This window comes from Candidatus Methylomirabilis sp., assembly GCA_036000645.1.
Lineage (GTDB): Bacteria > Methylomirabilota > Methylomirabilia > Methylomirabilales > JACPAU01 > JACPAU01.
Genome location: DASYVA010000162.1, coordinates 1 through 13,357, shown reverse-complemented (window position 1 = coordinate 13,357; position 13,357 = coordinate 1). Strand labels below are relative to the sequence as shown.

Here is a 13,357-nt window from a genome sequence, read left to right as displayed (position 1 = left end):
GCCCGGGAGGAACCGATGGGACAGAACGAGCGCGGCGGCCGGGGGACGGCCACCGGCGGGCTCACGCCGGGGCCCCCGCGGGGGCACCGGCTACGGCACCGTCCACGATGGCGTCGATCTCGGGGCCGTCCAGCACCTCCCGCTCCAGCAGAGCGGCGGCCAGGGCGTGCAGGGCATCCAGCCGGGACTTCAGCAGCTCCTTGGCCCGCTCGTAGCACTCCATGACCGTCCGGCGGACCTCCCGGTCGATCTCGACGGCCGTCTGCTCGCTGTAATCCTGATGCTGGGCGATCTCCCGTCCGAGGAAGATCATCTCTTCTTTCTTCCCGAACGTGAGGGGGCCCATCTTCTCGCTCATCCCCCACTCGCAGACCATCCGCCGGGCCAGGTCCGTGGCCCGCTCGATGTCGCTGCCGGCGCCGGTGGTGATGGTCCCGATGACCAGCTCCTCCGCCACCCGCCCCCCCATGAGGATGATGATGTTGGTGAGGAGGTACTCCCGCGACCAGTTGTGCTTCTCGTCGATCGGGAGCTGCTGGGTGACGCCCAGCGCCCGCCCCCGGGGGATGATGGTCACCTTGTGGATCGGGTCCGCCCCGGGCAGGAGCTTGGCCACCAGGGCGTGGCCGCCCTCGTGGTAGGCGGTGACCCGCTTCTCCTCCGGGCTGATCACGATGCTCCGCCGCTCCACCCCCATCAGGACCTTATCCTTGGCGCTCTCGAAGTCCCCCATGTCCACGTACTTTTTGTTCTGCCGCGCCGCCAGCAGCGCCGCCTCGTTCACCAGGTTGGCCAGGTCGGCGCCGGAGAAGCCGGGCGTGCCGCGGGCGATGATCTGCAGGTCCACGTCGGTGGCCAGGGGGATCTTGCGGGTGTGCACCTTCAGGATGGCCTCCCGCCCCCGCACGTCGGGCCGGGCCACGACCACCTGCCGGTCGAAGCGGCCCGGCCGGAGGAGGGCCGGGTCGAGGACGTCGGGCCGGTTGGTGGCGGCGATGAGGATGACCCCCTCGTTGGACTCGAAGCCGTCCATCTCGACCAGAAGCTGGTTCAGGGTCTGCTCCCGCTCGTCGTGACCGCCCCCCAGCCCCGCCCCCCGATGGCGCCCCACGGCGTCGATCTCGTCCATGAAGATGATGCAGGGGGCATGCTTCTTCCCTTGCTCGAAGAGGTCCCGGACCCGGGAGGCGCCCACCCCCACGAACATCTCCACGAAGTCGGAACCGGAGATGCTGAAGAAGGGGACGTTGGCCTCGCCGGCGATGGCCCGGGCCAGGAGCGTCTTGCCGGTCCCCGGGGGTCCCATGAGCAGGACGCCCTTCGGGATCCGCCCGCCCAGCTTCTGGAACTTCTGGGGGTCCTTCAGGAACTCGATGATCTCCTGCAGCTCCTCCTTCGCCTCCTCCACGCCGGCCACGTCGGCGAAGGTCACCTTGTTCTGCTTCTCGGTGAGCAACCGCGCCCGGCTCTTGCCGAAGGAAAGCGCCTTGGTCCCACCCCCCTGCATCTGGCGCATGAAGAAGACCCAGATGCCGATGAAGACGAGCATCGGGAGCCAGCCCAGGACGATCTGGTACCAGGGGTTCTGCTCCACCGGACGGGCGGTGATCCGCACCCCCTTCTTCCGAAGCGCCGGGACCAGCTCCCGGTCCTCGGGGGCGTAGGTGCGGAACTTGGTCCCGTCGCCGAGGGTCCCCCGGATGTCGTTCCCCTTCAGGGTGACCTCGGCCACGTCCCCCCGCTCCACCTTCTGCATGAAGTCGGAGAAGATGAATTCCTTCTCCAGCGGCTGGCCCTGCTGAAAGATATTGAAAATGAGGACCATGATGAGGCCGATGACCAGCCAGAGGGCCAGGTTCTTGAAGAACGGGCTCACGCGCAACTCCTCCTCCCCCCGGCCCGCCACAGAGATGCCCGGGGCGCCGCGACGCCGGGTGTTGCCTGCTCCACCATTAGCACAAGAGCGGGGGGGGTGCAAGACGGAACAGGGCGGGTTTCCGCGCCGTTTACGTGGTCTTGAGGGTCGCGATGTAGGGGAGGTTCCGATACCGCTGGGCGAAGTCCAGGCCGTAGCCCACCACGAACTCGTTCGGGATGGCAAACCCCACGTAGTCCAGGGGGAGGGGGACCTGCCGCCGCTCCACCTTGTCCAGGAGGACGCAGACCCGCAGGGAGGCCGGCTGGCGGGTGAGGAGGTGGGACCGGAGCAGGTGGAGCGTCCGGCCGGTATCCACGATGTCCTCCACGATGAGGACGTCCTGCCCCGCGATGGGGAGGCTGAGGTCCTGGGAGAGGAGGATCGCCCCTGCCGGGTCGGTCCCGTCGCCGTAGGAGTGGACGGCGCAGAAGTCGGTGATCGTCGGCAGCTCGATGCGGCGGCAGAGGTCGGCCCAGAAGATGGTGGAGCCCTTCAGAACGCAGACGAGAAAGGGCGTCTTCCCCCGGTAATCGGCAGTGATGACGGCTGCCAACTCCGCGACCCGGGCGGCGATCCGCTCGGCGGTCAGGAGCGTGGGGCCCAGCTCATACGGCATCGGGGGCCTCCTCCAGGACCCTGAGCGTCAGAGGCCGGATCGTGGCGGCCGTCGGGGCGACCCGGACGTCCGGTCGGAACCCGGCCACCCAAAGGACGCCCGCCGCATCGGCCAGGACCGGGATCCGCCCGCGGCGATCCCGGGGGATCTTGGCATCGGTGAAGAGGTCCTGGAGCTTTCGCCGCCCCTGCGCCCCCCCCGGGCGGTAGGCGTCGCCCGGCCGCCAGGCGCGGACCGTCAGCGGAGGCTGGAGCCGGTCGGCATCCAGGGTGAGGGTCCAACGGGCCCCACCCCCCCCTCCCCCGCGGGCGACCGCCTCGCCCCCCGATCCCCCCAGTGTGGCGGTGACCCGGAAGGCCCCCCACCGGACGTCTCCCCCCGGGGGCTCCAGGGGCCCCACGGGAATAACGACCGGGACCGGCGGGAGGTCCCCCACGTCCCGGGCTGCCGGCGTGAGCACCAGCTGGTCGTCCCGGTGGCGGGCCTCGAGCGTGCCGGGCAGCCGGATCGCCCTCCGCTCCCCTCCGGGGTCCAGGAGGCCCTCCAACCCCACGACGTGCTCCAGGCGGACCCGGCTCCCTGGGGGGAGAGCGTTCCGGAGGGCCCGGAGGAGCACCCGACGCCGGATCGGCGAAGCGAGGGCTCGAAGCGGTCCGGCCTGCAGGGGGAAGGGGCCGGCGGCGCGGCCCGCCTCGACCTCCAGGTAGGCGTGATCTTCCGCCAGGAGGGCCGCGGCCCGGGCCAGCCCCTCCACCACGCGGGGGTTGAATTCCTTCTCGAGGAACGGGAGGAGCCGGTGGCGGATCCGGTTCCGCAGGAATCGGGGATCGTCGTTGGAGGGGTCCGGCCGGAAGCGGAGCCGGTGGGCTCGCGCGAAGGCCTCCACCTGTTCCCTCCGGACGGCGAGCAGCGGCCGGATCACCCGGTCGCTCCGGACGGGAGGGATCCCCCGGAGCCCCGCTGGGCCACTTCCCCGGAGGAGGTTCATCAGGACGGTCTCGGCGACGTCGTCGGCCGTGTGGGCCAGCGCGATCCGCTCGGCACCCGTCTCGTCCGCCGCCTCCGCGAGGAAAGCGTACCGGGCGGCCCGGGCCGCCTCCTGGAGCGAGCGCCCGCGGGCTGCCACCGCGCCCGGCGGGAGGTGCTTCACCACAGCCGGAAGGCCCAGGGTCCCCGCCAGCTCCCGGACGAAGGCGGCGTCGGCGGCGCCCGCCTCGCCCCGGAGCCCGTGGTCCAGGTGCCCGACCGCTAGCCGGATGCCGCAGGAGGGGGCCAGGCGGTGCAAAGCGTGCAGGAGGACGACGGAGTCCGCTCCCCCCGAGACGGCTACCAGCACCGTCTCCCCCGCCCGGATCATCCCGTGGCGCGCGAGTGCCCCGCGGATCATCGAGAGGACCACCGTCCACCTCCCCGGTGGCGCCACTATAGGGAGGGGCGCGAAGGGGTGTCAACGGAAAACACCGAAAAACGGCCACGGCTGGCCTTGTCTTCCTCGTCCCCCTCTGCTACGCTCCCGTAAACCCGTGCGCGGAGGATCGTCATGACGGAGGCCGAGCCCGCTCTGGCCATCGGCCGCGGCGAGCAGGTCCTGGTGGTGGATGACGAGCGCCTCATGCGGGACCTGTGCGCCGAGATCCTGACCGGTGCGGGGTTCACGGTCCGGACCGCCCGGGACGCCCGGGAGGGGCTGGCCCGGCTCACCGAGGAGCCGGCCGCCGTGCTCCTCCTCGATGTGATGCTCCCCAACATGAGCGGCCTCGAGGCCCTCCGGGTCGTCGGGGAGCGGTTCCCCCTGATGCCGGTGGTGATGATCACCGCCTACACCTCCCAGCAGAGCGCGATCGAAGCCCTGAAGGCGGGGGCCTACGACTACCTCCCGAAGCCCTTCCAGCAGGAGGACCTGATCCGGGCGGTGGCCCGCGCCGCCGAGCGGCACCGGCTCCTGCAGGAGAACGCCAGGCTGGTGGGGGACCTGCAGGCCAAGGTGGCCGAACTCTCCACCCTCTACGCCCTCTCCGAGAACTTCGCGCGCGAACTGGAGCATCGGGTCAAGGAGCGGACCGAGGCGCTCCGGCGGAACCAGCGCCTGGTGGAGAGCATCATCGTGAACATGGCGAGCGGCCTTCTGGTTACCGACACGGTCGGCCACATCACCATGATCAACCGTCAGGGAGAGCAGACCCTCCGCCGCGGCCGCCAGCAGATCCTGGGGCAGCACCTGGCCGACCTGTTCCCCGGGGCGGAGGCCATGCTGGAGGTCCCGCCGGAGCCGGCGCAGCAGGAGATCCCCCTGCCCCTCCCCGACGGGAGCCAGGTCCCGCTGGGCTTCTCCTCCTCTTTCCTGCTGGACGACGAGGGACGGCGGGAGGGGGTCATCGTGGTCTTCCGGGACCTGCGCGAGATCAAGGCGCTGCAGGTGGAGATCCTCCGCAAGGACCGCCTGGCAGCCATCGGCCAGGTGGCAGCGGGCGTCGCCCACGAGATCCGCAATCCTCTCTTCGGGATCACCTCGGTGGCCCAGATCCTCGCCAACGAGGTGAATTTCGACGCCGCCCACCGGGAACTGGTCACGGCCATGCTTTCCGAGGGCCGACGATTGAACGCGCTGGTGAACGACCTGCTCCTGTACGGAAGGCCGTCGAGCCTCGAGCGGCGTCCCGTGGAGCTGGGGCAGGTCTGGGAGGAGATCCTGGGGCTGCAGCGGGAGGACCTGCAGGCGAAGGGGCTGACCTTCCGGCGGGAGATCCCCCCCGACTTCCCGGCCGTCCCGGTGGACCCGGACAAGATGAAGCAGGTCTTCCTGAATCTCCTCCAGAACGCGGTGGAGGCCACCCCGGCCGGGGGGACCCTGACGGTCGCCCTCCGCCTCCGCCCCGCGCAGGTCCCCCGTCGGCGCGGGAGCCCCCCCCGACCCGGCTTCGCCGAGGTCGCCCTCTCCGACACCGGCTGCGGCATTCCCGCCGCCGACCGGGAGCGGATCTTCGACCTCTTCCACACCACGAAACCGCGGGGCTCCGGGTTGGGGTTGGCGATCTGCCGCCGCATCGTGGAGGACCACGGCGGGCGCATCCTGGTCGACAGCAAGGAGGGGGAGGGCTCCACCTTCACGGTCGTGCTCCCGCTGGAAGGGAGCGGAGCCCGGGAGTCCCCCCCGAAGGCCTAGCCGCGGCAGCCCGCGCGTGACCGCCGGGTGCGCGCTCCGGGGTTGCAAACGATGAATCCGACGCTCCTCATCATCGACGACGAGCGGACGATCCGCCTGAGCCTGCGCCACCACTTCCAGAAGAAGGGCTTCCGGGTGGTGGAGGCGGACACGGCCGCCCAGGGTCTCGCCGCCGCCGCCGAGCACGGGCCGGATGTCGTCCTCCTCGACCTGAAGCTGCCCGACCTGGACGGGCTCGCCACCCTCGAGAAGCTCCGCGGGGCCCACCCGGATGCCGCCGTCATCATGCTGACCGGCCACGGGAAGATCAAGGACGCGGTGGCCGCCATGAAGATGGGGGCGGCCCACTTCCTCACGAAGGGGGCCGACCTGGAGGAGGTGGATGTCCAGGTGGAGAAGGCCCTGGAGCGGCTCCGGGTGGAGCGGGAGGTCGCCTACTACCGCCAGCGCCAGGGATCGGAGGGGGCCCTCCCCGGCGAGGCGCCGAGCATCCGGGAGCTGAATCGGCTCATCGATCTGTTGGCTGAGAGCCCGCACACCACCGTCCTCATCTCGGGGGAGAGCGGGACCGGCAAGGAGCTCGTCGCCCGAGCGATCCACGGCAAGAGTATCCGGCGGGAGAATCCTTTCATGGAGATCAACTGCGCCGGGCTGAGCGAGAACCTGCTCGATTCCGAGCTCTTCGGCCACGAGCGAGGGGCCTTCACCGACGCCAAGACGATGAAGCGGGGGTTGCTGGAGGTGGCGGACGGCGGGACCGTCTTCCTCGACGAGATCGGCGACATGCCGGTGGCCGTCCAACCGAAGCTCCTGAAGGTGCTGGAGACCAAGAGCTTCCGCCGGGTGGGCGGGACGCGGGACATCTCCGTGGATGTCCGCATCATCACGGCCACCAACCGGGACCTGGTAAAGCGGGTCTCCGAGGGGCGCTTCCGGGAGGACCTCTACTACCGACTGCGGGTGATGCCCCTCGTCACCCCTCCGCTCCGGGAGCGGGGAGCGGACATCCTCATCCTGGCGAACCTCTTCGTGCAGGAGTTCAAGGCCCTCCTGAAAAAGCAGGTGAAGGGGTTCTCCAAGGAGGCCCTGGGGATCCTCATGGCCTACCCCTGGCCTGGGAACGTCCGGGAGCTGAAGAATCTCACCGAGCGGGCCATGATCCTGTGCCCGGGGGACCTGCTCCTCCCGACGCACCTACCGGCCGAGCTCCAGGCCCTGGCCGGGAGTGCGCCACCCCTTCCCGCGCTGCCCGTCGAGGAGACGGCCGGGGTGGCCCCCCCCGCCCTCTCACCGGTCGAGCGGAAGGGGGAGTTTGCCCGCCTGGACCAGATCGAGAAGGACTACATCAAGCAGGTCCTGGCCGCCACCGACGGCAACCGGAGCCAGACCGCCCGGATCCTCGGCATCTCCCGCTCCACCCTCCAGGACAAGATCAAGCGCTACCGGATCTAATACCGACGACATAAATCGTTTGACAGACGGTCCGGGTGGCGCCGGATGCCGCCCGAAGGCCCCCGTAGCGGAGGGGGGTCCCATCGGCTCTTGGCCGATGGGGGGAACCACGGGAGGGTTCCCCAGGGGGGCCGGGGGCCGGGGCGGCGCCGGCGCCAGGACCCGGACCGTGTCACGTTCATTCGGTCGTTTGCATTCGTGCCGGGCCGACTCGCTTCGCCTCCCCCGGATGGTGCCGGATTGGTATGAAGCTTGCTCGCCTGCCTACCGACCCCCTGCGCCGATTGGCTTCTGTTCACCCGAGGAAAGGCCGCATGCCACGGTCCGCAGCCCGCCCTCCACGCTCCCTGGCCCGCTGGCGGGTCCTCCTCATGGACGACGAACCCACCATCCTGCTCACCCTGGGGCACTACCTGCAGGCCCTGGGGGCGGAAGTGGTCCCCTGCCGCGAGTTCACCGCTGCCGCTGCCGCCCTGCGGGCCCGGCCGTTCGACCTGATCCTCGCCGATCTCCGGATGTCGGGGGCGAACAACACCGACGGCCTCCGCCTGCTCCGGCTGGCCCGGCGGGTGGCGCCCAAGACCCGGGTCGTGGTCATGACCGGCTACGGTTCGGAGGATGCCCGGCGGGAGGTGCTGGAGAGCGGCGGCGAGTACCGCACGAAGCCGATCGACCTGGATGACCTCAAGGCCCTCGTCCGCTGACCCCCCGAGGCCCACTCCCCGCGCGGATTGTGGCCGAGGACCCGAGCAGCTTCTGGAACAAGCCCTCCGTCGTCTCAGTCGTGCGGCCGGGCCACCCGGTCCGCCCGCATGCTCGTCCGGACCTCCTCCTCGATGACCTTCCAGGCGGCGTCCTCCAGCTCCAGGAACCGCGGCTGCCGCTTCAGTGCCAGCGGCCGCGGCCGCGGCAGGTCCACCCGGAGCACCGCCTTCACCCGACTGGGCCGCGAGGAGAAGATCACGACCCGGTCCGAGAGATAGATCGCCTCGTTGATGTGGTGGGTGATGAAGAGGACCGTCTTGCGCGCCTGCTGCCAGACCGTGAGCAGCTCCTGCTGCATCACCTCACGGGTCTGGGCGTCCAGGGCAGCGAAGGGCTCGTCCATCAGGAGGATCAGCGGGTCGATGGTCAGCGCCCGGGCAAGGTTGACCCGCTGCTGCATCCCGCCCGAGAGCTCGTGCGGGTAGTACTCCTCGAAGCCCCGGAGGCCCACCAGCTCCACGAAGGCCCGGGCCCGCTCGGCGGTCTCCGGGGTGAGGCGCCGCTGGAGTTCCAGGCCGTAGGTCGCATTGCGGGCCACCGTCCGCCAGGGCAGCAGGCACGGATCCTGGAAGACCACGGCCCGGTCCGGCCCGGGCCCGGTCACCGGCTGGCCGTCCAACAGGACCTCGCCCCCCGTCGGCCTGAGGAGCCCGTCCACGATGTTCAGGAAGGTCGTTTTCCCGCACCCGCTCGGCCCGATGAGGCTGACGAACTCCCCCGCCATCACCTCCAGCGAGATCCCGTCCAGGGCGGTGAGCCGCCGCCCGGTGCGGGGCTGGTAGTACTCCAGCCGGACGTCGCGCGCCTCGAGCCTGGGGATGGCCACACCGCGCTCCGGAACTCAGGGGGCAGCGCCCACCCGGGGGCGCCACTTCTCGAAGCGCCGCTCGAGCCGGCTCAGAACCTCCATCGAGACCATGCCGGCGGCGGCGATGATCAGGATCCCGACGAAGACCTTGTCCGTCTGGAAGGAGGCCCCGGCCACCGTGATAAGGAACCCGATGCCGGCGGTGGCCGCGTACAGCTCCCCGACCACCACTCCCACCAGGGCCCGCCCCACCCCCAGCCGGAGCCCGGTGAGGATGAAGGGGACGCTGCTCGGGAGAACGATCGTCCGGAACACCTGGAGGTCATCGGCTCCGAAGGATCGGGCCGCCCGGAGGAGCCGCTCGTCCGTGGTCCGGACGGCGGCCAGCGTGTTGATGAGGATGGGGAAGACGGCCCCCAGGAAGACCACCACGATCTTGGACCAGATGCCGATTCCCACCCAGATGATGATCAGGGGGAGCAGGGCGACGCGGGGGGTGGCGTAGAGGCCGGAGATGAAGGGGTCCAGGAGGTAGAAGAGGCGCCGGTACCAGCCGGTCGCGATCCCCAGCGGGATCCCCACGGCGACCGACATCGCGTAGCCCACGATGAACTCAATCCCGCTCACCCGCAGGTCGTTCCAGAGGTCCCCCGAGGCGGCCAGCTCCACGGCCGCCTTCGCGATTCGCATGGGCGAGGAGATGAAGACCAGCGGGACCAGCTCGCGGGCGGCCACCCACTCCCACGCGAGCAGGACCGCCGCCACCGAAGCGACCCCCAGGATCGCCCGCTCGGAGGTCAGGTAGAAGCGCCGGAGCGGAGAGGCTGCCGCCAGCGCCACGTCCACCAGGGGCGCCTCCTCCACCGGCCCCCGGGCCACCCCCTCCCGCGCCTCCTCCGCGCGGTCCATGACCCCTCCCACCCTAGTTCTTGCGGCCGAAAAGGTCCACGTAGGACCGCTCCACCATGTCCTCCACCGTCCAGTGGCTCTCCAGCTCCCCGACCTTCTTCTCGCTCTCCAGGAGGAACTGGAAGCCCTCGATGGCGAGGCGACCATCGTCCGGGAAGGACTTGACGTACTCCCTGTACCCCGCCTCGGCCACGTCCCGGGGGTACTTCAGCTTCTGCATCAGGATCCCGATGCCCAGTTCGGGGTTCTCCTTCACGTCCCGAACCCCCCGCTGGTGGGCCCGGATGTACTTCACGACGGTGTCCCGCTGCTCGCCGAGTACGCGGGCCAGGGCGTAGTATCCCAGGTAGCCCCAGTCCGGGATGATCTCGGCCAGGTCCACGAGCATCCGGAACCCCTCCTTCTCCGCCACCAGCGTCTGGGGGAACCACATGATGGTGGCGTCCACGGATCCCGATTTCAAGGCTGCGTAGCGGGCCGGCGTGGAGCCGACCTGGAGGATGGCAGCCTCCTTCATGGGCTCCACCCCGAAGCGCCGGAGCGTGAATTGGGTCAGATAGTCCGACTGCGCCCCGAACTTGCTGACCGCCAGCCTCTTCCCCTTCAACTCCTGCACGCTCTTGATCTCGGGCCGGGCGTAAAGCTTGAAGGGCATGAAGTTGGAGATCCCCCAGAAGAACCGGGCATCCTGCTGCGCTTTGCGGAGCTGGAGCACCTCCGTGATGGACCCGAAGGCGATCTGCACCTCGCCCGCCAGGACCGCCTGGCTGTTTTCGGTCCCGCTCCTGAAGACGGGGAGCGAGACGTCGAGGCCCTCCTCCTTGAAGTACCCTTTCTGCTCGGCGGCGAAGATGGGGAGGGCGGAGGGGGAGAGCGAGGTGAGGCCCACCGTGATCCGCTCGGCCGCGGCGGGGGCGGTCCCCGCGAGGAGCAGGAGCGCGGCGGCGGCGGCGCGGGTCAAACGTCCCATGGCAGGCTCCTTTCTCCGTCCCGCATGCCTGGGGACGGGATCGGTTTTGACGAGAGACCACCCTGAGGGACGCGGGGGAGGCGACCGCCGGGCATCGGGCGGCTGCCCCGCCCGGCGCGAAGCAGGACTGGCCGCACTATGCCGTCTGCCTTCGGCCCTTGTCAATCCCCTTTCCGTTCCGGCGCGCCCGCCCCCTCCGGCATCGCGCCCCCGGAACCGCTCCCGATGCGCGTCCGCGCCCTCGCAGCGCCCGGAATCTGCTCCGGGCGCGGGCTCGCGGGCTCGCGTCCGCTCCGCGCGAGCACGCACCATCTAAGTTGCCATTTCTCCGGCGCTAAAAATTTCGGACGCCCGCACCAAAAAAACGCTTGACTCCGTTTTCGCCGGTGGGGTACAAGAGGCGCCGCTGATCGCTCGTGTAATTCCCGCAAACGCGCTTCTGGTAAAGGTTTCCACAGCTTCGGGTCTCGCACTCCATGCCAGTTTTCCACAGCGTCTCACCGAACGCCACCGCTTCCCGGTGGTTCCAGTCCCGGCCTCCTGTGGATAACCGTGTGGATACCGCTTCCGCCAGATACCGGAACGACTTCCGGGCGCGCACGGAGCGAACCGGCGAATTTTCCGGCCCTCGTGCCGGTGAACGGCCTGTGGATTCATCCTTCATAGAGATTGCGGAGGACCCACCATGGTGACGGGGGCGCACCTCACCCAGGAGATTTGGCAGGAGGCCCTGTCGGCAATCCGGGAACGGATCAACGGCCACTCCTACGAGACCTGGTTCAAGCCACTCACCCTCAGCCTCATCGAGGCGAACCGGGCCCGGGTCTCACTGCCCAACTCGTTCTTCAAGGAGTGGTTCGAGGAGCACTACCTGGATCTCCTCAAGGGGGCGCTGGAAGACCTGGTCTTCACCAAGGTGAACCTGGAGCTGGTGATTTCGGATGGGGAGGCGGGACCTGCCCTGGCTCCCACGCCTTCCCGCGATGGGAGCGGGCGGCGGAGCGCCCGGCGGCCCCCCGCCTCCCCCGCCTCTCTGAACCCCCGGTACACCTTTGATTCCTTCGTGGTCGGCTCGGGCAACCAGTTCGCCCACGCCGCCTCCTCCGCCGTCGCGGACCAGCTCTCCAAGGCCTACAACCCCCTCTTCATCTACGGGGGGGTCGGCCTCGGGAAAACCCACCTGTTGCAGGCGATCGGGCACCTGGCCTTGCAGCGGCAACACAGTCTCCGCATTTCCTACGTCTCCTCCGAGAAGTTTACCAATGACCTGATCAACGCGATTCGCTTCGACGCCACCCGCGAGTTCCGGACCCACTACCGGGGTCTGGACCTCCTCCTGGTGGATGACATCCAGTTCATCGCCGGCAAGGAGCGGACCCAGGAGGAGTTCTTCCACACCTTCAACGACCTGTACAACGCCCCGAAGCAGATCGTCATCTCCAGCGACAGCATGCCGAAGGAGATCCCGGGGCTGGAGGAGCGCCTGCGCTCCCGGTTCGAGTGGGGCCTCATCGCCGACATCCAGCCTCCCGACCTGGAGACGAAAGCCGCCATCCTCCGGAAGAAGGCTCAGGCGGAGGGGCTCCGGATCCCCGACGAGGTCTCGCTCTTCATCGCCAAGAGCGTGAAGTCCAACGTGCGGGAGCTGGAGGGCTACCTGGTCCGGCTGGTGGCGTTCGCTTCTCTCACCGGTCAGGAGATTTCGCTGCAACTCGCGCAGGAGGTTCTGAAGGAGTTGGTGCGGGACGACCGGAGCATCAGCATCGGCCACATCCAGCGCCTGGTGGCCGACTACTACCACCTCAAGGTGAAGGAACTCATCTCCCGGAACCGGAACAAGGCCGTGGTCCTCCCCCGGCAGGTGGCCATGTACCTGAGCCGCGCCCACACCGGCGCCTCCCTTCCGGACATCGGGGCGGCCTTCGGCGGCAAGGATCACTCCACCGTCATCCACGCCTGCACGAAGGTGCGGGACCTGCTGGCCCGGGAGGAGGGGTTCCGGAAGCAGGTGACGGAGCTGACCACGCTCCTGACGGGATAGGGCGGGCGGCTACTGTGACTCCAACGAATTGTCGATAGTGCTCATCCGACGGCTGGGGTGCCGGCCCAAATGACGAGCATCACGAGGCCCGAGGGAGGAGGCGGCCGGAGGCGTACGCTCCTGGTACGTTGAGGACCGCCGCGGGCACCACCCGAAGGGTGGTCGGAGAACGACGTGAGGCGACGTCAGTTGGGCCGGCACTACTGCTGCGGGCCGAGGCCGGGCACCTGCAGCGTGATCGTGAGAGGGTTGCTGCCGCGCAGGAGGCGGATACTCACCGGTCCGGCAGCCTGCCGGAAGGCGGCGGCGTAATCGGCGGCGCTCACCACGTCCCGGCCGTCCACGCTGAGGACCATATCGCCCGGCTGCAGGCCCGCCCGTTCGGCCGGGCTGCCGCGCTCCACCACTACCACCCGGACCCCCCCCTGCCGGCCAAGCCCGAGCCGCTCCGCCAAGGCAGCATCGAACCCCCGGACGATGACCCCGAACGCTTCGGCGGCAAGCCCGTCGGCCGCCTCCTGTGGCATCCGGGCGATGCGGATCGGGATGGTCAGGCGATCTGCGTCCCGCAGGATGACCAGGGTGACCTCTTCCCCCACGGCCATGTGCCGGACGATCTGCTGCAGGTCCTTCACCTCCCAGACCCGCCGCGGGCCCACCTGCACGAGCACATCCCCCGGTTTCAGTCCTGCCTTCTGGGCCGGGCCGTCGGGCA

The 13,357-nt window shown here is 69.5% G+C and carries 11 protein-coding genes; 4 read left to right on the top strand and 7 right to left on the bottom strand.

Annotated elements, in window-relative coordinates; all coding sequences use genetic code 11:
- Nucleotides 1-61 precede the first annotated feature (61 nt).
- The 3 genes from ftsH to tilS all read right to left on the bottom strand — a co-directional run bounded on the left by ftsH (nt 62) and on the right by tilS (nt 3,933).
- Nucleotides 62-1,876, bottom strand: a complete 1,815-nt coding sequence (gene ftsH, locus VGT06_09245) for an ATP-dependent zinc metalloprotease FtsH (GenBank protein HEV8663308.1) — start codon at nt 1,874-1,876, stop codon at nt 62-64.
- Nucleotides 1,877-2,006: 130 nt separating this feature from the next.
- The gene (gene hpt, locus VGT06_09240) at nt 2,007-2,534 is read right to left on the bottom strand and encodes a hypoxanthine phosphoribosyltransferase (GenBank protein HEV8663307.1); all 528 of its coding nucleotides are present in this window, start codon (nt 2,532-2,534) and stop codon (nt 2,007-2,009) included.
- A complete protein-coding gene (gene tilS / locus VGT06_09235) occupies nt 2,524-3,933 on the bottom strand; it encodes a tRNA lysidine(34) synthetase TilS (GenBank protein ID HEV8663306.1) in 1,410 nt (469 codons plus the stop codon). Before tilS ends, hpt begins: the two co-directional genes overlap by 11 nt.
- A gap of 141 nt (nt 3,934-4,074) precedes the next feature.
- Here tilS and VGT06_09230 point away from each other — a divergent pair, with 141 nt between their 5' ends.
- The 3 genes from VGT06_09230 (at nt 4,075) to VGT06_09220 (ending at nt 7,853) form a co-directional block, all read left to right on the top strand.
- The gene (locus tag VGT06_09230; protein ID HEV8663305.1) at nt 4,075-5,697 is read left to right on the top strand and encodes a response regulator; all 1,623 of its coding nucleotides are present in this window, start codon (nt 4,075-4,077) and stop codon (nt 5,695-5,697) included.
- A gap of 51 nt (nt 5,698-5,748) precedes the next feature.
- Nucleotides 5,749-7,149: a sigma-54 dependent transcriptional regulator gene (locus VGT06_09225; protein HEV8663304.1), complete on the top strand. Its 1,401-nt coding sequence runs from the start codon at nt 5,749-5,751 to the stop codon at nt 7,147-7,149.
- 314 nt (nt 7,150-7,463) lie between these two features.
- Nucleotides 7,464-7,853, top strand: a complete 390-nt coding sequence (locus VGT06_09220; protein HEV8663303.1) for a response regulator — start codon at nt 7,464-7,466, stop codon at nt 7,851-7,853.
- A gap of 74 nt (nt 7,854-7,927) precedes the next feature.
- Here VGT06_09220 and VGT06_09215 read toward each other — a convergent pair whose 3' ends face one another.
- The 3 genes from VGT06_09215 to VGT06_09205 are packed head-to-tail and all read right to left on the bottom strand — an operon-like array spanning nt 7,928 to nt 10,601.
- Nucleotides 7,928-8,740 (bottom strand): ABC transporter ATP-binding protein, encoded by an 813-nt coding sequence (locus VGT06_09215; protein ID HEV8663302.1) that lies wholly within the window; start codon nt 8,738-8,740, stop codon nt 7,928-7,930.
- Nucleotides 8,741-8,755: 15 nt separating this feature from the next.
- Nucleotides 8,756-9,631 (bottom strand): ABC transporter permease, encoded by an 876-nt coding sequence (locus tag VGT06_09210; GenBank protein HEV8663301.1) that lies wholly within the window; start codon nt 9,629-9,631, stop codon nt 8,756-8,758.
- 13 nt (nt 9,632-9,644) lie between these two features.
- A complete protein-coding gene (locus VGT06_09205) occupies nt 9,645-10,601 on the bottom strand; it encodes an ABC transporter substrate-binding protein (protein HEV8663300.1) in 957 nt (318 codons plus the stop codon).
- 685 nt (nt 10,602-11,286) lie between these two features.
- Between VGT06_09205 and dnaA the strand changes: the two genes are divergently transcribed.
- Nucleotides 11,287-12,642 (top strand): chromosomal replication initiator protein DnaA, encoded by a 1,356-nt coding sequence (dnaA, locus tag VGT06_09200; GenBank protein HEV8663299.1) that lies wholly within the window; start codon nt 11,287-11,289, stop codon nt 12,640-12,642.
- Nucleotides 12,643-12,842: 200 nt separating this feature from the next.
- Here dnaA and VGT06_09195 read toward each other — a convergent pair.
- A partial coding sequence (locus VGT06_09195; GenBank protein ID HEV8663298.1) for a PDZ domain-containing protein occupies nt 12,843-13,357 on the bottom strand: 515 nt, incomplete at its 5' end.

Excerpts from the sequence above, each read along its gene's own strand:
- VGT06_09230 (HEV8663305.1), top strand. The coding sequence starts at position 4,075 with ATGACGGAGGCCGAGCCCGCTCTGGCCATCGGCCGCGGCGAGCAGGTC.
- dnaA (HEV8663299.1), top strand. The coding sequence starts at position 11,287 with ATGGTGACGGGGGCGCACCTCACCCAGGAGATTTGGCAGGAGGCCCTG.
- VGT06_09210 (HEV8663301.1), bottom strand. The coding sequence starts at position 9,631 with ATGGACCGCGCGGAGGAGGCGCGGGAGGGGGTGGCCCGGGGGCCGGTG.
- VGT06_09220 (HEV8663303.1), top strand. The coding sequence starts at position 7,464 with ATGCCACGGTCCGCAGCCCGCCCTCCACGCTCCCTGGCCCGCTGGCGG.
- VGT06_09225 (HEV8663304.1), top strand. The coding sequence starts at position 5,749 with ATGAATCCGACGCTCCTCATCATCGACGACGAGCGGACGATCCGCCTG.
- hpt (HEV8663307.1), bottom strand. The coding sequence starts at position 2,534 with ATGCCGTATGAGCTGGGCCCCACGCTCCTGACCGCCGAGCGGATCGCC.
- VGT06_09205 (HEV8663300.1), bottom strand. The coding sequence starts at position 10,601 with ATGGGACGTTTGACCCGCGCCGCCGCCGCCGCGCTCCTGCTCCTCGCG.